This window comes from Nitratireductor sp. GZWM139 (genome assembly GCF_030068685.1).
GTDB classification, from domain to species: domain Bacteria; phylum Pseudomonadota; class Alphaproteobacteria; order Rhizobiales; family Rhizobiaceae; genus Nitratireductor; species Nitratireductor aquimarinus.
Genome location: NZ_JAMQML010000005.1, coordinates 125,211 through 150,499, shown reverse-complemented (window position 1 = coordinate 150,499; position 25,289 = coordinate 125,211). Strand labels below are relative to the sequence as shown.

The 25,289-nt window shown below is 64.1% G+C and carries 17 protein-coding genes; 8 read left to right on the top strand and 9 right to left on the bottom strand.

From position 1 onward, the window contains the following. Positions 1-41: 41 nt before the first annotated feature. Both NDI72_RS08000 and NDI72_RS07995 read right to left on the bottom strand, forming a co-directional pair. Complete coding sequence (locus NDI72_RS08000; protein WP_113154203.1) at positions 42-1,061, bottom strand: ABC transporter substrate-binding protein; 1,020 nt, start codon at positions 1,059-1,061, stop codon at positions 42-44. 1,843 nt (positions 1,062-2,904) lie between these two features. Next, the gene (locus tag NDI72_RS07995; protein ID WP_283800156.1) at positions 2,905-6,324 is read right to left on the bottom strand and encodes an indolepyruvate ferredoxin oxidoreductase family protein; all 3,420 of its coding nucleotides are present in this window, start codon (positions 6,322-6,324) and stop codon (positions 2,905-2,907) included. Positions 6,325-6,466: 142 nt separating this feature from the next. Between NDI72_RS07995 and NDI72_RS07990 the strand changes: the two genes are divergently transcribed. Beyond that, complete coding sequence (locus tag NDI72_RS07990) at positions 6,467-6,946, top strand: Lrp/AsnC family transcriptional regulator (RefSeq protein ID WP_113154206.1); 480 nt, start codon at positions 6,467-6,469, stop codon at positions 6,944-6,946. 52 nt (positions 6,947-6,998) lie between these two features. Beyond that, on the top strand, positions 6,999-8,318 hold the full coding sequence (locus tag NDI72_RS07985) for an NAD(P)H-dependent oxidoreductase (protein WP_206546974.1): 1,320 nt from the start codon (positions 6,999-7,001) through the stop codon (positions 8,316-8,318). Positions 8,319-8,560: 242 nt separating this feature from the next. Here the strand turns inward: NDI72_RS07985 and proC are convergent, their stop codons facing one another. From proC to NDI72_RS07970, 3 genes are all read right to left on the bottom strand, one after another. Further along, complete coding sequence (gene proC / locus NDI72_RS07980; protein ID WP_283800155.1) at positions 8,561-9,367, bottom strand: pyrroline-5-carboxylate reductase; 807 nt, start codon at positions 9,365-9,367, stop codon at positions 8,561-8,563. Between the two features lie 106 nt (positions 9,368-9,473). Beyond that, complete coding sequence (locus NDI72_RS07975) at positions 9,474-10,733, bottom strand: Hsp70 family protein (protein WP_206554757.1); 1,260 nt, start codon at positions 10,731-10,733, stop codon at positions 9,474-9,476. Between the two features lie 106 nt (positions 10,734-10,839). After that, positions 10,840-11,838: a glycosyltransferase family 2 protein gene (locus NDI72_RS07970; RefSeq protein ID WP_283800154.1), complete on the bottom strand. Its 999-nt coding sequence runs from the start codon at positions 11,836-11,838 to the stop codon at positions 10,840-10,842. A 183-nt stretch (positions 11,839-12,021) separates the two neighbouring features. Between NDI72_RS07970 and NDI72_RS07965 the strand changes: the two genes are divergently transcribed. From NDI72_RS07965 to NDI72_RS07955, 3 genes are read left to right on the top strand one after another with little or no spacing between them, the layout of a single operon-like run. Then, a complete protein-coding gene (locus NDI72_RS07965) occupies positions 12,022-13,197 on the top strand; it encodes a glycosyltransferase (RefSeq protein WP_283800153.1) in 1,176 nt (391 codons plus the stop codon). Next, positions 13,194-13,976, top strand: a complete 783-nt coding sequence (locus tag NDI72_RS07960; RefSeq protein WP_206554760.1) for a WecB/TagA/CpsF family glycosyltransferase — start codon at positions 13,194-13,196, stop codon at positions 13,974-13,976. Before NDI72_RS07965 ends, NDI72_RS07960 begins: the two co-directional genes overlap by 4 nt. 2 nt (positions 13,977-13,978) lie before the next feature. Next, a complete protein-coding gene (locus NDI72_RS07955; protein WP_206544628.1) occupies positions 13,979-14,851 on the top strand; it encodes a DUF6492 family protein in 873 nt (290 codons plus the stop codon). Positions 14,852-14,859: 8 nt separating this feature from the next. On the opposite strand, the gene NDI72_RS07950 is transcribed toward NDI72_RS07955, so the two are convergent. Then, positions 14,860-16,080 carry a lipopolysaccharide biosynthesis protein gene (locus tag NDI72_RS07950; protein ID WP_502888380.1) on the bottom strand — a complete coding sequence of 407 codons (1,221 nt, stop codon included), beginning with the start codon at positions 16,078-16,080 and terminating at the stop codon, positions 14,860-14,862. A 251-nt stretch (positions 16,081-16,331) separates the two neighbouring features. On the opposite strand from NDI72_RS07950, the gene NDI72_RS07945 reads away from it, so the two are divergent. The 3 genes from NDI72_RS07945 to NDI72_RS07935 all read left to right on the top strand — a co-directional run bounded on the left by NDI72_RS07945 (position 16,332) and on the right by NDI72_RS07935 (position 21,100). Further along, a complete protein-coding gene (locus NDI72_RS07945) occupies positions 16,332-18,956 on the top strand; it encodes a GNVR domain-containing protein (RefSeq protein WP_283800152.1) in 2,625 nt (874 codons plus the stop codon). 216 nt (positions 18,957-19,172) lie between these two features. Next, positions 19,173-20,069 (top strand): bifunctional methylenetetrahydrofolate dehydrogenase/methenyltetrahydrofolate cyclohydrolase FolD, encoded by an 897-nt coding sequence (gene folD, locus NDI72_RS07940; protein ID WP_283800151.1) that lies wholly within the window; start codon positions 19,173-19,175, stop codon positions 20,067-20,069. A gap of 68 nt (positions 20,070-20,137) precedes the next feature. Continuing rightward, positions 20,138-21,100 carry a GlxA family transcriptional regulator gene (locus NDI72_RS07935; protein WP_283800150.1) on the top strand — a complete coding sequence of 321 codons (963 nt, stop codon included), beginning with the start codon at positions 20,138-20,140 and terminating at the stop codon, positions 21,098-21,100. A gap of 222 nt (positions 21,101-21,322) precedes the next feature. Here NDI72_RS07935 and NDI72_RS07930 read toward each other — a convergent pair whose 3' ends face one another. The 3 genes from NDI72_RS07930 to pgl form a co-directional block, all read right to left on the bottom strand. Further along, complete coding sequence (locus NDI72_RS07930; RefSeq protein WP_283800149.1) at positions 21,323-22,642, bottom strand: DUF2254 domain-containing protein; 1,320 nt, start codon at positions 22,640-22,642, stop codon at positions 21,323-21,325. A gap of 50 nt (positions 22,643-22,692) precedes the next feature. Further along, a complete protein-coding gene (gene edd / locus NDI72_RS07925; RefSeq protein WP_283800148.1) occupies positions 22,693-24,507 on the bottom strand; it encodes a phosphogluconate dehydratase in 1,815 nt (604 codons plus the stop codon). Positions 24,508-24,573: 66 nt separating this feature from the next. Next, on the bottom strand, positions 24,574-25,287 hold the full coding sequence (gene pgl / locus NDI72_RS07920) for a 6-phosphogluconolactonase (RefSeq protein ID WP_206993899.1): 714 nt from the start codon (positions 25,285-25,287) through the stop codon (positions 24,574-24,576). Between the last annotated feature and the right edge of the window lie 2 nt (positions 25,288-25,289).

Here is a 25,289-nt window from a genome sequence, read left to right as displayed (position 1 = left end):
GTCCAAAAACGCCGCCCCGGCAGGCCGGGGCGGCTTCGCTGTTAGCGGGTTTCCACGAAGCTGGTGTCGACCAGCTTTTCCATCGTCACGCCATCGGGCACGAGGCCTTCCGACTTGAACCACTCAAGCTGGTCCTCGACGCTTGCCACGCTCAGCGCCGCACCTTCGTTGATGCGCATGGCGCCGGCGCGGATGCGCGGATCGGCCTTGTCGAGCGGCTGGTCGGAATAGACGTATTTGTGGATCATCCCGACGATTGCCGCGGTGTCTTCCTCGCTCATGGTCTTGTCGACCAGGGCGGCGTTGTAGTCGCTGATGCCCTCGGAGAGGCCGGCCAGGAAGCGCTCGACGAGATCCTTCTTTTCGGTCGCATTTTTGGTGGAGGTGAAGACCGTGGTGACCTGGTAATCGTCGACATAGTCGGAAATCTTGCCGATCTCGACGACTTCAGGCCCCTTGGTGAGCGCGCCTGCAATGTTCGGCACGATGGACCATGCGTCGATCTGGCCGCTCTTGAGCGACGCGATGATGGCCGGCACCTTCTGCAGCGGCTTCACGTGGATTTCGGAACGGTCAAAGCCTTCCTTGTCGGCGATCTTGTGCGCCATGTAGTGGAAGGAGGAGCCGGTGGTGGTGATGCCGAAGCTGTGGTCCTTGAGGTCGGCAGGCGTTTTAACGCCGGCGTCGAACGCAGCCTTGGAGGCGAGGATCTTCTGGCCGTCGATCTCGGGCGTTTCCTGCAGCGCGCCGCCGATGACCTTGATCACGCCCTTGTCTGCAAGGCTGATGAGACCGCCGGAAATCGCCGTCATGCCGAAATCGACATCGCCCGAGGCAATGGCGACGGCCATGGGCTGCGCAGCCTGGAAGGACACGAACTCGACATCGATATCCTGCGCGTCGAAATAGCCCTTGGCTTCGGCGATGATGCTCGGCGAATGCGAGGTGAGCGACAGAATGCCGACATTGATCTTGTCGGCGGCGGCGGAGGGCAGCGCGAAGCCGGCGAGAGCGGTGGTGAGGGCGAGCGCACCGAGCGTGCGGCGGGTAATGGCGGTCATGGGGTTCCTCCTTGGCTGTTTGACCAATGCTATTTGCATACGCAGGAAGCGGGAGCAAGGGATTGGGATGCCGGGCGCATGGCGCGCATCATGCGCGTTTGCGCTGCACGCCCTCTGGTTGGCATGCAACGCGCCGACCCTCTCCCTCGTCATCCTGTGGCTTGACCATAGGATCCATGCCGTTGCGGTTGCGACTGCGCAGGTGCGGAAAACGATGAGCTTGCTTTTGGAGGCTGGGCTTTGTGTTCGGCGTTCCGGCATGGATCCTCGGGTCGGGCCCGAGGATGACGAAGGAACGGGGTGGGGGTGGATTCTCTTCCTTCTGAGTTTGTTGAAGGGAGGGCGGGGGAGATGAAGGAGCGTGAATTGGGAAGCGCGCGTCTTCTCCCTGTCTGGTTTGCCGCAGGGAGCGGAGAGGAATGAGGGGGGAGCGTGAATGAGAACGCGCCGACCCTCTCCCTCGTCATCCTATGGCTTGACCATAGGCTCCATGCCGTTGCGGTGGCGACGGCACCGGCGTGGGAAGCGATGGGCTTGCTTTGAGAGGCTGGGCTTTATCTTCGGCGTTCCGGCATGGATCCTCGGGTCAGGCCCGAGGATGACGAAGGAGTGGGGTGGGGTGGGGCTCTTCCTTCTGAGTTTGTTGAAGGGAGGGCGGGGGAGATGAAGGAGCGTGAATTGAGAAGCGCGCGTCTTCTTCCTTCCTGGTTTGCCGCAGGGGGTGGAGAGGAATGGGAGGGGGCGTGAATGAGAACGCGCCGACCCTCTCCCTCGTCATCCTATGGCTTGACCATAGGCTCCATGCCGTTGCGGTGGCGACGGCACCGGCGTGGGAAGCGATGGGCTTGCTTTGAGAGGCTGGGCTTTATCTTCGGCGTTCCGGCATGGATCCTCGGGTCAGGCCCGAGGATGACGAAGGAGTGGGGTGGGGTGGGGCTCTTCCTTCTGAGTTTGTTGAAGGGAGGGCGGGGGAGATGAAGGAGCGTGAATTGAGAAGCGCGCGTCTTCTTCCTTCCTGGTTTGCCGCAGGGGGTGGAGAGGAATGGGAGGGGGCGTGAATGAGAACGCGCCGACCCTCTCCCTCGTCATCCTGTGGCTTGACCATAGGATCCATGCCGTTGCGGTGGCGACTGCGCAGGTGCGGGAAGCGATGCGCTTGCTTTGAGGGGCTCGGCTTTGTCTTCGGCGTTCCGGCATGGATCCTCGGGTCAGGCCCGAGGATGACGAAGGAGCGGGGTGGGGGGGGTCTCTTCCTTCTGAGTTTGTTGAAGGGAGGGCGGGGGAGATGAAGGAGCGTGAATTGGGAAGCGCGCGTCTTCTCCCTTCCTGGTTTGCCGCAGGGGGTGGAGAAGAATGAGGGGGGGGGGAGCGTGAATGAGAACGCGCCGACCCTCTCCCTCGTCATCCTATGGCTTGACCATAGGATCCATGCCGTTGCGGTGGCGACGGCACCGGCGTGGGAAGCGATGGGCTTGCTTTGAGGGGCTGGGCTTTGTGTTCGGCGTTCCGGCATGGATCCTCGGGTCAGGCCCGAGGATGACGAAGGAGCGGGGTGGGGGTGGGTTCTCTTCCTTCTGAGTTTGTCGAAGGCAGGCAGGGAGCGGAGAGGAATGAGGGGGGGGGGAGCGTGAATTGGGAAGCGCGCATCTTCTCCCTGCCTGGTTTGCCGCAGGGAGCGGAGAGGAATGAGGGGGGGGGAGCGTGAATGAGAGCGCGCCGACCCTCTGCCTCGTCATCCTATGGCTTGACCATAGGATGACGAGGCAGAGGGTGGGAAAGGGGGCTCCTCCGCCTGCCGAAGGAGCGGAGAGCCCAAGAGAGAGGTGCGGTCTTCAGGCTGTGTCTACAGACGCGCAGCCATCTCGGTGCGGATGCGCTTTGCGGCTTCCTCTTTCACCGGGCCGTAGCCGCGTATCTGCATGGGCAGCGCCAGGGTCTCGGCAAGCGTTGCGGCATTGCCGGCGTCGAGATGCGCAAGCGCTTTTTCGACATGCGCCTCGTACCAGCCGATCAGTTCGCGCTCCATGCGCCGCTCGGCGGTGCGGCCGAACGGGTCGAAGGCGGTGCCGCGCAGGCGCTTCATGCGGGCGAGCATGCGGAACGGCAGGCGCACCCAGGGGCCGAATTCGCGCTTGAGCGGACGTCCGCGCGCATCCGTGCCGGAAGCGAGGAAGGGCGGGGCGAGGTGATGGACGATGCGATAGTCGCCCTCGAACTCTTCTGCGATGCGGGCGGAAAAGCCCGTTTGCGTGTGCAGGCGGGCGACCTCGTATTCATCCTTGTAGGCCATCAGCTTGAACAGGGAGCGGGCAACGGCCCGGCTGACGGCGTCGCTGCCGAACGGCGCTTCGGCGGCGCGAACGCGATCCACCAGACGGCGGTAGCGCGCGGCATAGGCCGCGTTCTGATAGTCGGTCAGGAAGGCCTCGCGGCGGGTGACGATCTCGTCGAGCGTTCCGTCGGTCTGCGGCTTCGGATCGAGCAGGCCCTTCAGCGCGTCGGGCTTTTCCGCCGCCAGACGGCCGATGAGGAAGGCGCGGTGGTTCTTCTCAATGGCGACGCCGTTCAGCACGATGGCCTGGGTAAGCGCGTTGAGCGAGACGGGCACGAGGCCCTTCTGCCAGGCGAAACCGAGCATCATCACATTGGCGAACACCGTGTCGCCCATGAGCTTTTCAGAGAGGCGGTTGGCGTCCATGGCGGCAAGCGCATCCTTGCCCGTCACGCCTTCGATGGCTGCAAGCCGCTGGTCCACGTGAAGGCTCGCATCGCGCTTGCGCACGATATCGCCGGTGGGCATCTCGGCAAGGTTCACCACGGCGCGCATGCCGGGGCGGTAGCTGGCCGACGCCTTGGGTGAGGACGACACGACGATATCGCAGCCGATCAGCGCATCCGCTGCACCACGGTCGATGCGCACCTGATGGATGGCGTCGGGTGCAGACGCCAGCCGGACATAGGAAAGCACCGGCCCGAACTTTTGGGCAAAGCCCGTGAAGTCGAGTACGCTGGAGCCCTTGCCCTCCAGATGCGCGGCCATGGTGATGAGCGCGCCAACGGTGACGACGCCGGTGCCGCCGACGCCGGTGATTATCAGGTCGAAGGGCCTGTCGAGCGCTGCAGGCTCCGGATCGGGGAGATCGCCGGCAAGCCGCGTCAGATCGAACTCCATGCCGGAGCGCTTTTTGCGGGTTGCGCCCTCGACGGTGACGAAGCTCGGGCAGAAGCCGTTCACGCAGGAGAAGTCCTTGTTGCAGGACGACTGGTTGATCTTGCGCTTGGTGCCGAACTCGGTTTCGAGCGGTTCGACGGAGAGGCAGTTGGATTCCACCGAGCAGTCGCCGCAGCCCTCGCAGACGAGGTCGTTGATGACGACGAATTTCTTCGGGTCTTCCATCTGGCCGCGCTTGCGGCGGCGGCGCTTCTCGGTGGCGCAGGTCTGTTCGTAGATGAGAATGGACACGCCCTTCACCTCGCGCAGCTCGCGCTGGACGGCGTCGAGTTCGCGGCGGTGATGGATGGTGGTGGCGGCCGGCAGTTCGCCAGGCTGGAACTTGTCCGGGTGATCGGAGACGAGCGCAATGCGCTCCACACCCTCGGCGCGCGAGGCGTGGGCAATCGCCTGAACGCTGACGGGACCGTCCACCGGCTGGCCGCCGGTCATGGCGACGGCGTCGTTGTAGAGGATCTTGAAGGTGATGTTGGCCTTTGCGGCAATCGCCTGCCGCACGGCCATGGAGCCGGAGTGATACCAGGTGCCTTCGCCGAGATTCTGGAAGACGTGGTTCTTGCCGGTAAAGAGCGAGGAGGCTGCCCAGTTCACGCCCTCGCCGCCCATCTGGATCAGCGAGGTGGTGTTGCGGTCCATCCAGCTCGCCATGAAATGGCAGCCGATGCCGGCCAGCGCTTCGGACCCCTCGGGCACTTTGGTCGAGGTGTTGTGCGGGCAGCCGGAGCAGAAATACGGAGTGCGGGTCGCGCCTTCCACCTGCAGGGTGATGGCCGGTGCGGCGAGGATCTTTTCAGCGCGGGCGATGAAGCCGCTGCCGGGGAAGATGCCTTCGAGCCGCCGGGCGACGACGGGCAGAAGCAGGCGTGGCGAAAGCTCGCCGGTCCACGGCACGAGGCGTTCGCCATCCTCGTCGCGCTTGCCCACCATGGCGTGCGGCTTGTGGCCGGGCCAGTCGTAGAAATATTCCTTGAACTGGCTTTCGACGATGCCGCGCTTTTCCTCGATGACGAGGACTTCCTGCTTGTCTTTCACGAAGTCGAGTGCTGCGCGGCGGGCGAGCGGCCACACCATGCCGACCTTGTAGATGTCGATGCCGAGCTTCCGGCACTCGGCCTCGCCGATGCCCAGAAGGCGCAGCGCCTCCATCAGGTCGAGATGGGCCTTGCCGGTGGTGACGATGCCGAAACGGGCATCCTTCACATCATAGATGTGGCGGTCGATGGGATTGGCTTCGGCAAACGCCAGAACGGCGTGCTTCTTCGCCTCCATGCGCTCCTCGATCTGCGGGCCGGGCAGATCCGGCCAGCGATAGTGGAGTCCGCCGGGAGGCGGTGTGAAATCGGGTGTCTCGAACGCGCGGGGGGCGGGAATGTCGACGGAGGCTGCCGATTCCACCGTTTCCGAAATGGCCTTGAAGCCGACCCACATGCCCGAGAAGCGCGACAGGGCGTAGCCATATTCTGCGAAGGCCAGATATTCCGACACGCTGGCCGGATTGAGCGTGGGCATGAACCACGACATGAAGGCGACGTCCGACTGGTGCGGCATGGAGGAGGAGACGCAGCCGTGATCGTCGCCGGCAACCACCAGAACGCCGCCATGCGGCGAAGAGCCATAGGCGTTGCCATGCTTCAGCGCATCGCCCGAGCGGTCGACGCCGGGGCCCTTGCCATACCAGAGGCCGAAAACGCCTTCGACCTCGCGCTTCGGATTGGTCTCCACCTGCTGGCTGCCGAGCACGGCGGTGGCGGCGAGATCCTCGTTGACGGCGGGGAGGAATTCGATGTGCGCGGCGTCGAGCCGGTCCTTCGCCTTCCATAACTCAAGGTCGAGCGCGCCCAGCGGCGATCCGCGATAGCCGGAGATGAAGCCTGCCGTGTTGAGGCCGTTCGCGCGGTCGCGTCGCGCCTGATCGAGCACGGCGCGCACGAGCGCCTGCGTGCCGGTCATGAAGACGCGGCCCTTTTCCTGGGTGTAGCGGTCCTCGAGCTGATAGCGCGCGAGTTCGCCGGCCTTGGGTTGGACGGTCATGCAATTCCTCCAGTGCAGACTGGAAGAATTCTAAACCGGCGGAGGTGGAATTTTGTGCCAGATTTGGCGATTGGAATTTGGTTTATGGAAGAATTGTCCGATATATACGGATGTATCGGAGAATTTTTCAGGATTTGGACCTATGCCCGAAAAGCTGAGTGAACAGGACAAGAGGCTTCTGGACGCACTTCAGGCCAATTGCCGGCTCTCGAACCAGGAGCTGGCGGAGCGGGCCGGCATGTCGGCTTCAGCCTGCTGGCGGCGGGTGAAGGCGCTGGAGGAGGCGGGGCTGATCACGCAATATGCGGCTCTGCTGGACGTGGAGAAGGCGGGGCTCGGTTTTCAGGCCATCGTGCATGTGTCGCTGACGCGGCATGACCACCGGCATGTGGACACGTTCATCGCCGAGACGCGGCGGCGGCCCGAAGTGCTCGACTGCTACTCCACGACGGGAGAGGCGGATTACCATCTGCGCGTCGTGTGCCGCGACCTGGCGGCCTATAACCGGTTTCTGGAGGATTTCCTGTTCCGCCTGCCTGGCATCGCCAATGTGCGCACCAACCTCGTTCTGAAAGATATCAAGAAAAACAGTCCGGTTCCGGTGCAGGTGAAGAGCGGTTGACATACCGCGCCGGGCCGCTTCTATCTCGGTCGCCAAACGAGGAGGACATCGGATGACGAATGTGGCGCTTACAGGTCTCGCGCGCGATCTTGAGCAGCGGGCGGAAGAGGGGCGGCCGGTGCGCATCGGCCTGATCGGCTGCGGCGAGATGGGCACGGACATCGTCACGCAGGTGGCGCGCATGAAGGGCATCGAGGTGGCGGCCATTGCCGACACGCGGCCCGAACGCGCGGCAAAGGCCATCGAGATTGCCGGACGCGCTGCCGGGAGCGCGGTGGAGGCTGAAACGGCAGGCGCGATCAGCGATGCGATCCGCGCCGGCAAGACGGCGCTTTCGGGCGATTCCCGGCTGGTTTCCGAAAACGATCTGGTGGACGTGGTGATCGACGCCACGGGCAAGCCGGCGGTGGGCGCGGAGATCGGGCTTTCGGCCATGGAGGCGGGCAAGCATCTCGTCATGATGAATGTCGAGGCGGATGTGACCATCGGCGCTTATCTGAAGCGTGAGGCGGCGCGGCTGGGCGTGACCTATTCGCTGGGCGCGGGCGACGAGCCGTCTTCCTGCATGGAGCTGATCGAGTTCGTCTCGGCCATGGGGCACGACATCGTTGCCGCCGGCAAGGGCAAGAACAATCCGCTCAACATCGACGCGGTGCCGGACGACTACGCCGAGGAGGCGGAACGGCGCAACATGAATGTGCGCATGCTGGTCGAGTTCGTCGACGGCTCCAAGACGATGGTGGAGATGGCGGCCATCGCCAATGCCACGGGCCTCGTGCCGGACAGGCCGGGCATGCATGGCCCGGCGGCGAGCCGCGAGGAGCTTTCCAGCGTTCTCTGCCCGATTGCCGATGGCGGCGTGCTCTCGAAGAAGGGCTGTGTCGACTTCACGGTGGGCAAGGGTGTTGCGCCGGGCGTGTTCGTGGTGGCGGAGATGGACCACCCGCGCCTGCGCGAGCGCATGAACGATCTGAAGCTCGGGGAGGGGCCGTATTACACCTTCTTCCGGCCCTATCACCTGACCTCGCTGGAAGTGCCGCTCACCTGCGCGCGCGCCGTGCTCTACAACAAGGCGGACATGGTGCCGCTCGACAGGCCGGTTGCGGAAGTCTGTGCGGTGGCGAAGAAGGATCTGAAGCCCGGCGACCGGCTCGACGCCATCGGCGAATATTCCTACCGCTCGTGGATCATGACGGCGGAAGAGGCGCGCACGGCGAAGGCCGTGCCATGCGGGCTGCTTGAGGGCGGCACGGTGACGGCCCCGGTGAAGAAGGGCGCGCTTCTGACCTATGCGAATGTTGCGCCCGACGCGGCTTCGCGGCTGGTGGCGCTCAGGGCGCGGCAGGATGCGATGGTGTTCGGCGAAGGGTGATGGCGTGGGGTGCTCGCCCCTCATCCGCCTGCCGGCACCTTCTCCCCGCCAGCGGGGAGAAGGAAACGCGTCGTAACCGGAAGGCGCGTCACCTTCAATATCCCCTTCTCCCCGTTTGAGATGAGAAGGTGAGGCGGTGCCTTGCGGGTTGCTTGGGGGCCTTGAAGCTGGCGGTTTTCTTCCTTCTCCCCGCTGGCGGGGAGAAGGTGCCGGCAGGCGGATGAGGGGCCTGCGCCGATCCTCTACTTTCCCAGTTCGATGGAGCGCTTCTTGGCGGCGTCGACGGCGTCGCTTACCAGATCGAGAAGGCGGTTCTCATCCATGAAGACGGAGAGCGCGGCGGCGGTGGTGCCGTTCGGGCTTGTCACCTGCTCGCGCAGCTTGCCGGGCTCGTCATCGCTTTCTTTGGCAAGGCAGGCCGCGCCATAGACTGTCTGCATGGCGAGAAGCTTTGCGGTTTCCTTCGGCAGGCCGGCCTTCTCGCCGGCAGCCGTCAGGCATTCGATGAAGTGGAAGATATAGGCGGGGCCGGAGCCGGAAACGGCGGTGACGGCGTCCATCAGCTCTTCATTGTCGATGGTGGTGACCGCGCCGCTGGTGGCAAGCAGTTCCCCGGCGAAGGCTTTTGCCCCGTCGCTCACATTGCGGTTGGAGAACAGCACCATCATGCCCTTGCCGATGGCGGCGGGCGTGTTGGGCATGCAGCGCATGACCGCGGCATGACGGCCGAGAATTTCCTCGAATGTGGCCGTTCCGGTGCCGGCGAGAACGCTGACGAAGGTGGCCTTGTCGGCAAAGTGGGCATAGGCGGGGGCGATGTCGCGAATGACCTGCGGCTTGACGGCGAACACGATCATGTCTGCGCCTTGCTCCAGCGTGTCGACGCTGTCGGTAACCGTCACGCCGAGTGCTGCGGCGCGGGCGCGCAGGTCCGCATTCGGCTCGATCACGGTGGCGTCGCCGGAGGCGAGCTTGCCTGCCGCGATCCAGCCTTTCAGCATGGCGTAACCCATGTTTCCGCAGCCGACGAGAATGACCGATTTGCCCATGAAACTTCTCCCTTGATGATGGGAGAGGAATGCCGCGTGCGGACGGCGAATGCAACAGAAGGATGTGGGCCGGGGCGTTTTGGCGCCCCGGTCCGAAAGAGTGGGCTCAGGCGCCGAACCTGCGCCCGGCGTCCAGGGCCAGGCCGCGTCCGACGGAGCCGAACATGTCGCCCTCGACCACGGAAGCGGCCGGCAGCATGCCCAGAACGCTTTCGCGCAGGAGCGGGATGGCAGACGAACCGCCGGTGAGGAACAGCGCGGTGATCCGCTCAGGCCCGATACCGGCATTGACGAGGGTTTCGCTCACGGCCTTCTGAACGCGCTCGACGGTGACGCGAATGGCGTCGTTCAGCTCGTCGCGCGTGACGGGCAGATGCAGCTTCTCCTCGGTGAGCGGAAGCTCGATGGCGCTCTCCGTCAGGTCGGTCAGCGCGATCTTCGCCCGTTCCACCTCGGCCACGGCCGCATGGCCCTGCCGGTTGGAAACTACATCGATCATGCGCTCCACCAGTTCGGGCTGGGCCGCTTCGTAGCGGATCTGCCTGAGATCGGTCATCGCCTTGTTGGTGTAGAGCATGTGGATGCGCTGCCAGGTGGCAAGGTCGATGTAATATCCGGCGGGGAGCTGGCGCTTGCCGTCCTTGGTGAGCGTGCGGTAGCCGAGTTCCGGCATCAGATGGGCGATGCTCAGGAGGCGGTCGAAATCCGTGCCGCCGATATGCACGCCGTGGCTGGCAAGAATGTCGTCCTTGCGGTCGGACTGCTTCGCGCGTTCCGAGGAGACGCGCACGACGGAAAAGTCGGACGTGCCGCCGCCGATATCGACGATCAGCGCCAGTTCCTCGCCGCTGACCTGCTGCTCGTAATCGAGTGCGGCGGCAATGGGTTCGAACTGAAACTCGATGTGTTTGAAGCCACGCCGCTGGGCCGCTTTTTCAAGCTCGTCCTGCGCGCGGCGGTCGGCTTCCGGATTGTCATCGACGAACTGCACCGGTCGGCCGAGCACGATGTTGTCGACCGGTCCGCCGAGATTGGTTTCGAGGCTGTCCTTCAGAAAATGCAGGAACGAGCCGATAATGTCGGAAAAGGCGATGGAATGCGCCTTGATGCGCGTTTTCTCGTGGATCAGCGACGATCCGAGAACGCTTTTCAGGGCGCGCAGAAGCCGGCCTTCGGCATTTTCCGTGTAGCAGGAGATGGCGCTACGGCCGAAATAGGTGCGGTTGTCCTCGAAATTGAAGAACACCGCGCTCGGCATGGTGACCTCGCCACGCTCCAGCTCGATGAGCCGTGGCTGGCCGTTTTCCATGAAACCGGCTGTTGAATTCGACGTGCCGAAGTCGATGCCGCCGCTCAGCGCTCGCATAGCTTATGTCCTTGGGGGATGTGGATCGGTCAGGGGAGCGGGACCGATACACAATCACCGAAGGGAAGTCGACAGCGGCGAAGCGTTTTGTTGGCGGCAAAGGCCGTCAGTTCTTTTCCGGCTCGCGATACTGCTCGTTCGCGTAGCCGAATTCGGCCATGACGCGGCCAAGACCGACATAGACGGGATACATGGCGGTGGAGATGGAGCCGGTCTTTGCAAGCCGGGCGGCTCCACGCAGCGGGGAGAGGGCCAGAAGCGCGAGGCTCTTGGCGAAGACGCGCAGCCGGCCGAAGCCTTCGTCCGCCCGTTTCTTCTTTTCCACCAGTGTGGAGATGACGCCGTTGCGCAGCGCACGGGCGCGGATCCAGTCGCGTTCAACCCGGCGCGCCGGCACGATCTCCTGCGTTTCCGCTTCCGCCGACCATGCAAGGCGAAAGCCTTTCTGGCGCGCACGGCTGAGAAAATCGGAATCGCCGCCGCCCATGAAGTTGAACCGAAGATCGAGGAAGGGGCGCGGCATTGCTTCGAGAACGCGACGCGTCACAAGAAGATTGCCGGAGGAATAGAGCGCTGCAACGGGGCCTGTTTCATCATAGGGCGGGGCGAAGACCGGGTGGGTCGCCCAGCGCTCATGCGCAGGCTTTTCAAAGGCTGGCACCTGCGGGCCGCCAACGATATCGGCGTCGAATTTCTCCGCCGTCGCGCAGAGGTTTTCAAGCCAGTGCGGAGAGGCGAGTTCGTCATCGTCGATGACGGCGAGATAGCGAAAGGCCGGAAATTCAGCCAGCGCGGTTTCCCAGCCGGCATTGTAGGCGCAGCAATTGCCGCGCTTGTGGGCGATGATGACGAGGCCGTTGAACGTGCCGTCGGCAAAGAGCGGGGCAGCTGCGTCTGCGCCTTCGTGTGCTTCGGCCTCGTTTTCCATCACGATGATGGCAAAGGGGCGCGCGGTTTTCTGGGCGGCAAGCGAATGGAGCGTGTCGAGAAGCTGATCGGGGCGCTTGAAGGTGGGAACGGTGACAACGCACTCGATGTCCTGCACGCTCAGCGACGGCGTTCGCGCGACGGTTGAAACCGACTTGTCTGCCCTGTCCTGCGTCACGATCCCGCCAATGCCCCCTTGTTTCGCGCTCTATAAGCGGTGGCGGCAATTAAGGCGGCGTTAAGTGCGGCAGGTTTTTGCGGCAGGGAAATGATGTTATGCCCGCCAAAAGTGTTTCCCCGGCTTCTCCCTTAATGAAGAGTTCATTGCTGTTTGTCAGAACGTTCCAAACAGGAAAAGTGCATGCATCTGGTCTTTGCGACATCCATCGTTCCCGACGGGACGCCCAAGAGTGGCTACGAGATTGCCAATGCGGCAATCCTCGGCGCGCTGTCGCGCGCGGGGTGCCGGGTCTCCGTCATGGGCTTTGCCTGGCAGGGACGTGAGGCGCGCAACATTGCCGACGACACGGTCGTTCTGGGTGAAATGGACCCGCGCACCGAAGCGGCGGGCGGTCTTCAGAAACTGCGATGGCTTGCCCGTGCAATGACGCGCAACATGACGTTCTCGTCCGCCAAGATGCTGCTTGCCTCGCCGGCGCAGGTGCGCGCCGCACTCGATGGCCTTGGTCCGGTGGATGGCGTCATCTTCAATTCCGTGCAGTTTGCAGGCGCATTCCGCGAGATCTTCGCCCATTTGCCGAACATCTATGTGGCGCACAATGTGGAGTATGTTTCCGCCGAGCAGAGCGCGCGCGCCGCACGCAGCCCCATTGCGCGTTTCATGTTTGGCCGTGAGGCGAAGCTTCTGAAAACGCTGGAAGCGCAATTGTGCGCCGATGCGCATTTCATCTACACGCTTTCCGAGGATGACCGGCAGGTTCTGGGCGTGGCGGATGACCGGCGCTCGGCAGTTCTGCCGCTGGTGGCGCATGCGCCGGTGGAGGTGACGGGCGATGAACGCAGGACGGATTACGACGCGGCGCTGATCGGCACGTGGAGCTGGGCGCCCAATCGCATCGGGCTCGACTGGTTTCTGGAACAGGTTGTGCCGCACCTGCCTGACGATTTTCGCATTGCGGTGGCCGGTGACGCGCCGGCGAGCCTGGCGCAGGAACACCCCCGCATCGCCTTTGTCGGGCGTGTTCCCGACGCGATGGAGTTTGTGCGGTCGGGCAAGGTGGTCCCGCTTATCAGCCGTGCCGGAACCGGCGTGCAGCTGAAGACGATCGAGACCTTTGAACTGGGCCTGCCGAGCGTCGCCACGCAGAGCGCGCTGCGCGGCATATCCTACAAGCCGGAGAACTGCACCCTTGCCGACGAGCCGCGCGCCTTTGCGGATGCGCTGGTGCGTGCGGCCGGATCGCCTGTCGATCTTGACGGGCGGACATTCCATGAAGAGCAGCGCAACGCGCTCGACAAGGCCGTGCTTCACGGGCTTCAGCAGTCTGGCTTTGGCCGGCAGAACGAGGCCGCATGAACGTGGATGCGCCGAACAAGATCACACCGGTGCCCGAGCGGCGCGACATTCTGGGAACGGATGTGACGGCAATTGGCCGTGACGCGGCAATTGCGATGCTGGCCGAAAGCATTGCCGAACGGCGCTTCACGCAGGTGACGTTCCTCAATGCGCACAACGCCAATGTGGCCGTTGCGGACGCGCGCTTTCGCCAGGTGCTGCCGGACTTTCTGGTGCTGGCGGATGGCGTTGGCGTCGATATCGCTTCAAAGATGCTCTACGGCGAGCCGTTTCCCGACAATCTGAACGGCACCGATTTCGTGCCGGAATTCCTCAGGCGGCAGAAGGACCGGCTGACGGTCGGCCTGCTTGGCGCGCGGCGCGACAACGCGCTTGCCGCAGCCGAGAAGCTTGCAGAGCATGCGCCGCAACACGAATTCGTCTTCCTGCATGACGGTTACTTTGACGGTGCGGAAGAGAAGGCCATCCTCGACAGGCTGGAGGAAATCCGCCCGGACGTGCTGCTTGTGGCCATGGGCGTTCCGCGCCAGGAACTGTGGATTGCCGGGAAGCTCGGGGGCGAGCATTGCACCGTGCCGATTGCGGTGGGGGCGCTTCTTGATTTTCTGAGCGGCGCGGTGCCGCGCGCGCCCCTGTGGATGCGCCGGATGCGGCTTGAATGGCTGTTCCGGCTGGGGCTTGAGCCGCGACGTCTTTGGCGGCGCTATGTGGTGGGCAATCCGCTGTTTCTCCTGCGGGTGCTTGGCCAGAAGCTGAGCGGCAAGGCAGGCGGGGGTTAGGCATGGATGCGCAGCAGAACGCCGCAATCGTTACGCCCAGCTATGCCGGTGATTTCGAGCGATGCAGGCTGTTGTGCGAGAGCATGGACCGGTATGTGACTGGCTACACACGCCATTACCTGCTTGTCGCCAGTCATGATGTCGAGCGTTTTCGCGCACTGGAAACGGACCGCCGGGTGGTGGTCGACGAGCGCGATCTCCTGCCATCCTGGCTGCATGCGGTGCGCGATCCGACCAGTCTTTTTCGCCGCCATGTCTGGTTGAGCACGCGGCTTGCGCCGCTGCGCGGATGGCATGTGCAGCAATTGCGGCGCATCGCCTTTGCCGAAAAGGCGACGGAAGACGCGCTTGTCTATTGCGATTCCGACGTCGTGTTCCTGAAGCCGTTCGACTGCGGCGATTTCTGGCGCGATGGCCAGATGCGGCTATACCGCAAAAGCGGCGGCATGCATTCGCTGATGGACATGGGGCACCGCGACTGGCTGGCCAATGCGGGCAGGGCGCTTGACCTTCCTGCCGGGCAGACCAGCGACCATGACTACATCACCACACTGATCGCATGGCGACGCGAAACCGTGCTGGACATGCTCAGGCGTATCGAGACGGTTCACGGCAGGCCGTGGATCAATGTGGTGGCGAGCGACCGCCGTTTCTCGGAGTGCATTCTCTATGGCCGCTATGTGGATGAGGTTTTGAACGGGGAAGGACACTTCCACGACGACCGCGCGCTCTGCCACATCTACTGGCTGGGGCCGGAGCTGGATGAAACCGGCATTGAGCGTTTCATTGCCGGGATGGAGCCCTATCAGGTGGCCATCGGCATTCAGTCCTTCACCGAGACGAGCCTGGAACCGCTGCGCCGTGTGATCGGTTAGGGTCAGTATCAGACGCGTTTGGCCGGTCTGGCCAGAGCGCGATAGGTGAGTACCATCGACAGCACGTAAAGCACCGCGAAGACCGCGTTGAGCGACAGAATGATGTCCCGTGTTTCGGTGAGGTTTTTCAGAACCAGCGAGAGAAGTGCAGCCTTGCCCAGGGCCAGAACGCCGAGATTGACCGCGCGAATGAAGGTCTGGCCGCGGGCAAAGAGCAGGTCCGCCTGATATTCGGTCAGGTTGCGCAGGCCCGGAACCGCAAGCGCCAAAATGACCAGAGGTGCTGCCTCGGCCACATTGCGCCCCAGCAGCGTGGGGTAAAACAGCAGGATCACCGCAAGCGACGCCAGCGCCAGCGTGGACACGGCGAAGATCGCGCCCTCAATGCCAAGACGCAGTTTCCAGCGGTTGAGCATTTCCGGTGCGCGCATCATGCGCTGGACGAGCAGCATGGAGAAGGAGCGGATGGGGATCGCGGTCAGGTCCACCAGGCGCATTATGATGGCGTAGATGCCGGCAAGCTGCGGGTTGCCGAGGGCAAGAACCAGAAGCTTGTCGAGCTCCATCTGCAGATAGAACAGCACTTCTGCGCCAGCCACGTAGAGCGCGTCGGGAAGGCGACGCCAGTAGAGCGCGCTCTGCAGACGCAGGCGCTGGCGGGGGCAGTAGAACAGGAGCGCGAAGACGAGCGCAGCGCTGTTTGCCGCGAGATAGAAAACGGTCCAGGTGAGGAGGTCGCTGCTCGCGTGGAATGTGAGCAGGAGGGCCGCCAGCGCGCGGATGCCGACGCTGACGATAAGAATGACGGCGGCGCGGCCGAAACGATTGAGGCCATTGTTGACCACGATCACCGTTTCGGTGAGCCGCCAGGCAATGGCGTCGGACGCGATGACGAGCGCAAAGGGCAGAACCTTCATGTCGCCCGCAAAGAACACCAGATAGAGCGCCACGCTCGCCAGTGCGATGAGCGGCAGGGAAGCGACCGTCAGCACGAGGAAACCGGCGGCGTATGTGCCGAGCAGGCGCGGCTTGACGGTGGCGATGCGGTAGAGCGTGGCGGTGAAGCCAAGCGCCAGAATGCGACCGACCATCACGCCGGCGGCGGAGGCCGTGGCGAAAAGACCGAAATCGGCGATGGACAGGCTGTTGGCCAGAATCACGAAATAGGCGAGCGAAAAGACGAGCCTGCCCGCCGATCCGCTGATCGTGGCGAGGTAGTCCCGCAGCACCTGGCGCTGGCTGGTGATGATGTCGCGTAGCGAGATGGGACGCCCCTGAATTCTGAGCCTGAAATGCCGGTTCTGCGGCGAGCATAAGCAATAAAACTTAATGCGCTGTTCTGCTGGCTGACGCAGGGGCAAAAAACACTTACGCAGAGCTTACCGTTAACTGTTTGTTACCTGTGCCTCTTTAGCTTGGGTTAACATACTCGCGGGCTGATGTGCCCGCTTCATCATCATTTGCGGAAGCTGCACACACGATGTTCGACGCCGAAAATCCCAACAGGAAACGGTCAAGGGAAGACGGGCGCCCGCGCTCGCTTTTGTCGATGCAGCCGCCGCGTGATGATCGTGCGACAACGCAGGAAGATCTTACGGACCGTTCGTCATTGCCGCGCTCTGACAGGGATGCGGAAATGCGCGAGGCGCGCAGGGAGCGGGCAGCCTCGGCGGATGCCTATCTGCGTCGTGCCGAGGCGGGTGACCGCGCGCGGGACGACGTTTCCCCGAAGCGCACACAGCCTGCGCGCCGGGTCGAGGAGCCGGTTCGGAAAGCGCGCACCGCACCGAAAAAGGCCCCGTTCCACAAGCGCCTGCTCGACAGGATGTTTCCGCTGCCGGAGGCCCCGCAGCGCGGGGCGCAGACCGCAGAGCCCGCGCGTGCGCTGATGCGCGACGAGCGCGATGTGGCCGTGCGGCGAACCGTGATTGACGAAGAGCCCGAAGCCTATCGCGAGCCCATGCAGCACCGGCGCAGGCAGACCGGAAATCGTGATGCGGATGAGCGGCTCTGGCGGCCATTGATCGATCCCGTGCGCGTGATCAGCGGGATCTTTCGCGCCAAGTGGCTCATTCTTCTGACGACGATCATCGGTGCGGTTCTTGGCGTGATGGTCGCGCTGTCGACGCCGAAAATGTATTACGCGGCAACGCAGCTCATCTTCGATCCGCGCAATCTGCAGCTGGTGGAACGCGATCTGACGCCGGGCGGTCTGCCCTCGGACGCGACGCTGGCGCTTATCGAAAACCAGGTGGCCATCATGACCTCCGGCAATGTGCTGGCGCGGGTGGTGGACGAACTGGATCTGGCGGATGACCCGGAATTCAACGGTTCGGGTGGCAGTTCCATTGTGAGCCTGCTGTTGAGCCCGCGCGCGCTCATCTCGGCGCTGCTCAGCAGCGGCGATGAGGATGGCGGCACGGCGCGGCACTCCATTGCGGTCGAGAACCTCGCAGATGCGCTGGATGTGAGCCGTAACGCCAAGACCTTCATCATCACCATTGGCGCCGAGACGGAGGATCCCGAGAAATCCTCGCTGATCGCGACGACCACGCGCGATGTGTTCCTGTCGACCTTTGGCGAGCTTCAGTCTGCAACGGCGGGCCGCGCCAATCGCGAGATCACCGAGCAGCTCACCTCGCTTCGGGCCGAAGTGGAAGAGGCCGAACGGGCCGTGGCCGATTTCAAGGCGAAGAACGACATCGTGGATGCGCAGGGGCGTCTGATCACCGATGAGGAGATCCTGCGTCTCAACGACCAGCTTTCGAACGCCAAGGCGCGCACATCGGAGCTGAATGCGCGTGCAGCGGCCGCGCGTGAGCTGAACGTGGACGAGGTTCTGGGCGGCGCACTGCCGGAGCAGATCTCCTCGCCCGTCATGACCGAGCTTCTGGCGCAGTATGCGAGCCTGCGGCAGCAGGCGGGCAGGCTGGCCGTGCGCTTCGGCCCGCGTCATCCGGAGCGGCTTGCCGTGGAAGCGGAACTCTCCGGCGCGCGTGAGGAGATCGCACGCGAATTGCGGCGGGTGACGGCATCCAACCAGGTGGAATTGCAGCGCGCCGTTCAGCTTGAGCAGGATCTGGCCGGCCAGCTCGCGCGGCTGAAGGTTCAGAAGGGCAATCTGGCATCGGAGCAGGTGACGCTTCGCGAGCTTGAGCGCGAGGCGAATGCGAAGCGCTCGGTGTATGAATCGCTGCTCCTGCGCGCCCGTGAGACCGGACAGCAGGAACGCCTGAACACCGCCAATGTGAGCGTGATTTCGCAGGCCGTGCCGCCGCTCGATCCGATCGGGCCGTCGCGTTCGTCGATCGCGATGGCGGGCATGATCCTTGGCTTCCTGTTCGGCGTGGGCATTGGCGCTGCCGGCGGGGCGATCCAGAGCCTGCGCGAAAACATGGCCGAGCGTCAGGCCGAGGAAGACGAAGGCGGCGAAGGCAGCCAGGGTTATGACGATTATGACCCGGAGCCTGACCCGACACCGCCCGGTGGCGGATCCTGGCGGCACGCGTCCGACGACCGGCTGCGGGATGCTGCATCAGACCGGCATTCTGGCGAATGGCGTCCGCGTTCGGGTGAGCGCTATGCAAAGGCCGGTGTGGACGCGCGTGAGGATGAAGATGATCTCGACCATGCGTTTACGGCGCATATGGACGATGAGATCGATGATCTTGCCGATCGGTATGCGGGGCCACGGCACCGGGTGCGGGCGTCGGCAGCTTCGCAGCCCCAGCCCCAGCCCCAGCCACAGCCACAGCCGCAATATGCGCCGCAGCAGATGTGGCAGACGCCACAGCTTGCGATGCAGCCCGGCATGATGCCTGCAATGGCGCCGTTTCAGCCAGTGATGGGTCAGCCTGTGATGGGCCAGCCGGGGATGGGCCAGCCGGGAATCAACATGCCGATGATGCCGGCCTATCCCGTCTGGCAGCAGGTGCCGCCGATGGCGCAGGCTGGATTTGCGGCAGGTCCGCAGAGTGCTGGCGAGCCGTTTCATGAAGACGACGATGGCGACGACCGCTTCAGCGAAATCCACCATCGTCTGAAAGCCGTGCGTCGCGAGGTCGATGCACTGGCCGTGCGCCGGGCAAACCGGTTCCGGTACTAGACGTTTCCGGCGTCAGGCGGTCTTGCCTGACGCTGTCGAACGGCGGGCGCGTTCCAGACAAATTCGCCTTCTTTCCCAATAACGTCGCCAAACGACGCGAAGCCGGGATTGCGGTTCTGCGTTTTCCCCATTATGCGGGCTGGAGTGCGATCCCGATGCGAGCGCCTTGGCGTGGACCGGGAGGCCGCACGCACTGACGCCTGACCGGGGAAAGACATGGCCGATATCATCGACGGAAAAGCGATCGCAGAAGATGTGGTTGCGAAGGTCAAGACGCAGACCGCGACGCTCGCCGAACACGGCGTGACGCCGGGGCTGGCGGTGGTGATCGTCGGCGAGGATCCGGCAAGCCAGGTTTATGTGGCGTCCAAGTCGCGCCGCGCCAAGGAATGCGGCTTCCATTCGATTCAGCATTCGCTGCCGGCAGAAACGTCGGAAGACGCGCTGGTGGCGCTGGTCGAGGAACTCAACGCCGATCCGGCGATCCACGGCATTCTGGTGCAGCTGCCGCTGCCCGGACACATCGATGAAGCGCGCATCATTCAGACCATCGACCCGGACAAGGATGTCGACGGTTTTCATTTCATCAATGTCGGCAGGCTTGGAACCGGTGCGCTGGACAGCGCCTTCGTGCCCTGCACGCCGGCGGGCGCGATGCTGATGCTTGAGCGGGTGCGCGGCAGGGACCTCTCCGGCCTATCCGCAGTGGTGATCGGGCGCTCCAACATTGTGGGCAAGCCGATGGCGAACCTGCTTCTGGCTGCCAACGCCACGGTGACCGTTGCGCACAGCCGCACGAAGGATCTGCCGGCGCTGGCCGCGACGGCCGACATTCTCGTTGCAGCAGTGGGACGGCCGGAAATGGTTCGGGGCGACTGGGTGAAGCCCGGCGCGACCGTGATCGATGTGGGCATCAACCGCATTCCCGCGCCGGAAAAGGGCGAGGGCAAGACGCGGCTCGTGGGCGATGTGGCCTTTGCCGAAGCAAAGGAGCGCGCCGGCGCGATCACCCCGGTGCCGGGCGGCGTGGGGCCGATGACCATCGCCATGCTTATGGCCAACACGCTCACTTCCGCATTCCGCACCGCGGGGCTTGAACCACCGGCTTTCTAGCCTCTTTCTGATCGGGACCATCTGCCATGCCTCTCCTGCCAGACAAGCCTGTTTTAGAACAATTGCCCATGGGCGAGGCGCGGCAGGACCGACGGCATTTCGCATTTTTGCTGGTCGACAAGTTTTCGATGTTTTCTCTGGCGGCGGCCATCGACACGGTGCGCTCGGCCAACCGCCTGCTCGGGCGTGACGTCTATAGCTGGGTGACCGTTTCGGCTGATGGCGAGGCGGTGATGGCGTCCAACGGGCTGCCGATCAAGATCGATTACGCGGTCGCCGATCTTCCGCCTGTCGATATTCTCTTCGTTTGCGTGGGGCTCACCACCGAGTTTCCTGGCAAGAGCATGGTGCTTGCCGCATTGCGCAGCCTTGGCCGGCGCGGTGCTGCGCTGGGGGCGCTGGCGGCGGGCTCCTATCTGCTTGCGGAGGCCGGGCAGCTTGCCGGCCATCGCTGCACGATCCACTGGGAGAACCGGGCCTCCTTCATGGAGCGCTTTCCCGATATCGAATGCACGGGCAATGTCTATGAGATCGACCGCCGCCGCTACACCTGCGCGGGCGTGACGACCTCCATCGACCTGATGCTGGAAATCGTGCGGACGGACCTCGGCGCGGATCTTGCCAATGATGTGGCCAACCAGTTCCAGCATGAGCGCATCCGCTCCGCCGGCGACCGGCAGCGCACGGGGCCGGAGCGCGACCTGACAGGCAAGTCGGAGAAGCTGAAGAAGATCGTCGAGCTGATGGCCGACAATCTGGATGAGCCTTATTCGGCGGCGCAGCTTGCCGGCACGGCGAGCCTTTCCGTGCGCCAGGTCGAGCGGCTCTTCCTGCGGCATCTGGGGATGACACCGGGGCGCTACTACATGCGGCTCAGGCTGGAGCGGGCGCGCGAGCTTCTGCGGCAGACCAACATGCCGATCCTTGATGTGGCGATTGCAACGGGCTTCACCTCGCATTCCTATTTCGCGCAGAGTTATCGCCAGCAATTCGGGCACCCGCCATCGGAAGAGCGCCGCGCTGGTTATTGAGGGGTGGTCGGAGGCATAGAGGTGGAGCCAAGCGCCCCCGCCCTTCGCCTTTCGGCAAGCTCAAGAGGCTCAGGATGAGGGCTACTGCGGTGCCGGTTCTCCCTTCATACCCACACAGTTGAGAACTTGACTACACACGCCCAAGAAACCTCGGAATGAGGCTCCCGTGCTGACTAAAAAGCGGGCATAGAGCTTGAAGCAACTGCGCCCTCTCAGTAGCCCTCATCCTGAGCCTGTCGAAGGGCGAGGGCGCTCGGCTTCCGAAACAACGCCACCGATTTCGGCAGCGGCTTTACGCAGTGCAGCCACATCGGGTGCGTGGGAGGCGCATGAGGTCGCGCGGGCGGTGAAGTCTGCGGCCAGCGCCGTGGCGGCGTCGCGGAAGGCTCCCGGCGCGACACGCGCAAGCGAGGACAGGCCACGCAACAGCGCCAGTCCGACATCGGGCGCGCCGGAGGCGGCTTCGTAGGATATGGGCCGGAAGGCTGCATCCAAAAGAGCGGACGGCTTCACGGGCGCAAAGGTCACCTTGGGGTAGGGCGGCTCGTCGTTATCGCTGTCCGCCTCCTTGTCCGTCAGCGCCCAGTCGGCCAGAAGCCGGGTCTGCACGGTGAGAACGTGGATTGCGGTGGAAGGGTCGTTGACGCCGGGGGAAAGCGCCCGGCGGGCGACATCGGCCAGAACGAGGAAGCCGAATCCCGGATCGGAATCGAAGGTGCGCTCCTCACCGATGATGAAGTCGTCATGGACCGCCTCGAGGCAGGCATCGTCCGCTTCGCCGCTGACGACGGCAAGTGCGGTGGCGTGGTCCACATAATCGCCGGGGCGGACGAGAACATGGATTGTGAGACCGCTGGCCTCCGCCAGTTCCTGCAGCGCATGCGGGTCGAAATGCTGGACGAAGCCGACCGCCCCGGCGCTTACGGTTCGCCCTGACGGACTGGAGGAAAGCGTGGCGGCGGTGCAGCCATAGCGCCCGTCGCGGCCAAGGCGGGTGAGGGCTTCCCGTGTTGTCTCTTCAAGCCGGCTGGTCATCTCCACGACGCGTCCGACAACCGAGATTTCGCGCACCCAGCGGATCAGCGCCCAGACAACGGCAAAGACCACGATGACGGTGGCGGCGAAGAGGATAAGCCGTCCGCCAAGCGTGTAGATGCCGCTCGACAGACCGATTATGCCGATGATGGAAAAGAGAAACGCGCCGATGAAAACGGAGATGGTGGTGCGGGCGGCGCGATTGCCGGAGAAAAGCGGCACGGCGCGGGGCGAGCCTGTCTGCGCGGCGCTGGTGAGCAGGTTGACCAGCGTTGAAAGCGCGAAGACGGCGACCGCCAGCATGCTGGAAGCGACGATGCCCAGAATGTTGCGCAGCGCTTCTCCCGAAACGGTTATGGGAAGCGCGCTTTCATCCAGACTTTCGGGCAGCAGGTCTGCCGAAAGATAGGCAAGGACAATGACGATGACCGCCGAGACGCAGAACAGCGCCGGCAGAAACCACAGGGCTCGCGTGAGCCGCCTGAAGAGGAACCAGTAGCCGTTCACACTCCCTCCGATCAGAGGAAGAATGCACGGCTATCGCAGTTTGTTCCAGCTCAGAATACGGCTGCACCCTGATCGGCACGGCCGGCGAGCTGCCGGAAGCCGGCAAAGAGCTCGCGGCCCATGCCGTACTGGTTGCCCGAGAGGTCGGGTGCGGCGCTTTCGCGTGCGGCGAACTCTTCGGCGTCGACCAGTGCTTCAAGCGTGCCCTTGTCTGCGTCGAGGCGCATCGGGTCGCCATCGCGCAGCTTGCCGATCATGCCGCCGTCGAGCGCTTCGGGCGTGACGTGGATGGCCGCCGGCACCTTGCCGGATGCACCCGACATGCGCCCGTCGGTGACGAGCGCGATGCGGTGTCCGCGATCCTGAAGCACGCCGAGCGCCGGCGTGAGCTTGTGCAGTTCCGGCATGCCGTTGGCCTTGGGGCCCTGGAAGCGGATGACGGCGATGAAATCGCGGTCGAGCCTGCCTTCCTTGAAGGCCGTCTGCATTTCTTCCTGCGAATGGAAGACCAGCGCCGGGGCCTCGATCACGCGGTGCTCCGGCTTGACGGCGGAAACCTTGATGATCGACTTGCCGAGATTGCCCGACAGAACCCGGATGCCACCGGTCTGCTGGAAGGGCTTGGCGGCGGTGGTGAGCACCTTGTCGTTGCCGCTGGTGGCGGGTGCGGAGAGGCGCACGACCGAACCATTGTCGGCGAGCTTGGCCTCGACCGTGTAGGGGCGCAGACCCTCACCCCAGATGGTGCGCACATCCTCGTGCAGATAGCCGTCATCGAGCAGTTCGCGGATCATGTAGCCCATGCCGCCTGCGGCGTGGAAATGGTTCACGTCGGCAAGCCCGTTGGGATAGACGCGGGCAACGAGCGGCACGTGGTCCGAAATCTCGGCGATGTCGTCCCAGGTGAGCCGGATGCCTGCGGCTGCCGCCATGGCGACCAGATGCATGGTGTGGTTGGTCGAGCCGCCCGTGGCGTTGAGGCCGACCACGCCGTTGACGATGGAGCGCTCGTCGATCATGCGGCCAACGGGCGTGAACTCGTTGCCGAGCGCGGTGATGGCGAGCGCGCGCTTTGCGGCTTCCTTCGTCAGGGCATCGCGCAGCGGCGTGTTGGGATTGACGAAGGAGGAACCCGGCGTGTGCAGGCCCATGATCTCCATCAGCATCTGGTTCGAGTTGGCCGTGCCGTAGAAGGTGCAGGTGCCGGGGCCGTGATAGGATTTGGACTCGGCTTCCAGCAGCGCCGCACGGTCCACCTTGCCTTCGGCGTAGAGCTGGCGGATGCGGGCTTTCTCGTCATTGGGCAGGCCGGAGGTCATGGGTCCGGCGGGAATGAAGATCGCAGGCAGGTGGCCGAAGGTGAGGGCGGCGATGACCAGGCCCGGCACGATCTTGTCGCAGACGCCGAGATAGACGGCCGCGTCAAACATGTTGTGCGACAGGCCGACGGCAGCCGACATGGCGATGACATCGCGCGAAAAGAGCGACAGTTCCATGCCGGGCTGGCCCTGGGTGACGCCATCGCACATGGCGGGCACGCCGCCGGCAACCTGCGCCACGCCGCCGGCTTCGCGCGCGGCGTCCTTGATCATGTTGGGAAATGGCTCGAAGGGCTGATGCGCCGAGAGCATGTCGTTATAGGCGGTGATGATGCCGATATTGGGCACCCGGTCGCCGGAAAGGGCCGCCTTGTCTGCCGGTCCGCAGGCGGCAAAGCCGTGGGCGAGGTTGCCACAGGAAAGGACGCCGCGATGAACGGCCTGTCCGGCAGCGTGGTCGACGCGTTCCAGATAGGCTTCGCGGCTGGCGCGTGAGCGCTCGCGGATGCGGGCTGTGACGGCTTCGATTTCGGGTCTTGCGGTCATGGCATGGCGTCCTGTCTTGCAGTTGGCCCCACGCGGAAGGAGCGCGGGGCGCGGCGGGCCGGCGTTTTACGCCTGGCCTGCGGGAGCCCAGAAGATGTGGGCGGGTTCTTTCGTCTCGGCCAGCACCGCACCGATGGGGGAGGCCGGGCCGGGTGGGACGGAGAGCGCTGCTTCCAGCGTTTCCTTTTTGTCGGCGCCCTCGATGTGGACGGCGAGGAAGCGTGCGCCTGCGAGCCGGTTCATGGAAAGCGTGAGGCGAGGTTCGCCCGCCGCCTTCGACGCGACCGGTAAAACGTCCGGCCCTTCCGTTGGCTCAAGAAGCGCTTCGATGGTCGGGGCATCGGGGAAGAAGGAGGCGGTGTGCCGGTCATTGCCCATGCCGAGCACGACCACGTCGAGCGGTCGGGGCAGTGCGGCAATCGCCTTTGCCGACTGGCTGGCGGCCTCTTCCATTTCGTCGGCTGGCTGGTAGAGGCCGACAAAGGCGGCGCGGGCAGCCTTGTTCTGCAGGAGATGCCGGGCGACCAGACGGGCGTTGGAGCGCGGTGAATCGGCCGGCACGAAACGTTCGTCCACCAGCGTGACGGTGACCTTGTCCCACGGGATATCGCATCGCGACAGCTGATCGAAGAACTGCGCGGGCGTGCGACCGCCGGAAACGGCAATCGACGCGTGGCCCCGCTCCTTCACGGCCAAGGCCAGTTTTTTGGCAACCGTCTCCGACAGGTTCCTGGCCAGCGCCTCGGAGGAGGCGAATTCATGCCACTCGCAATTCGCCATGC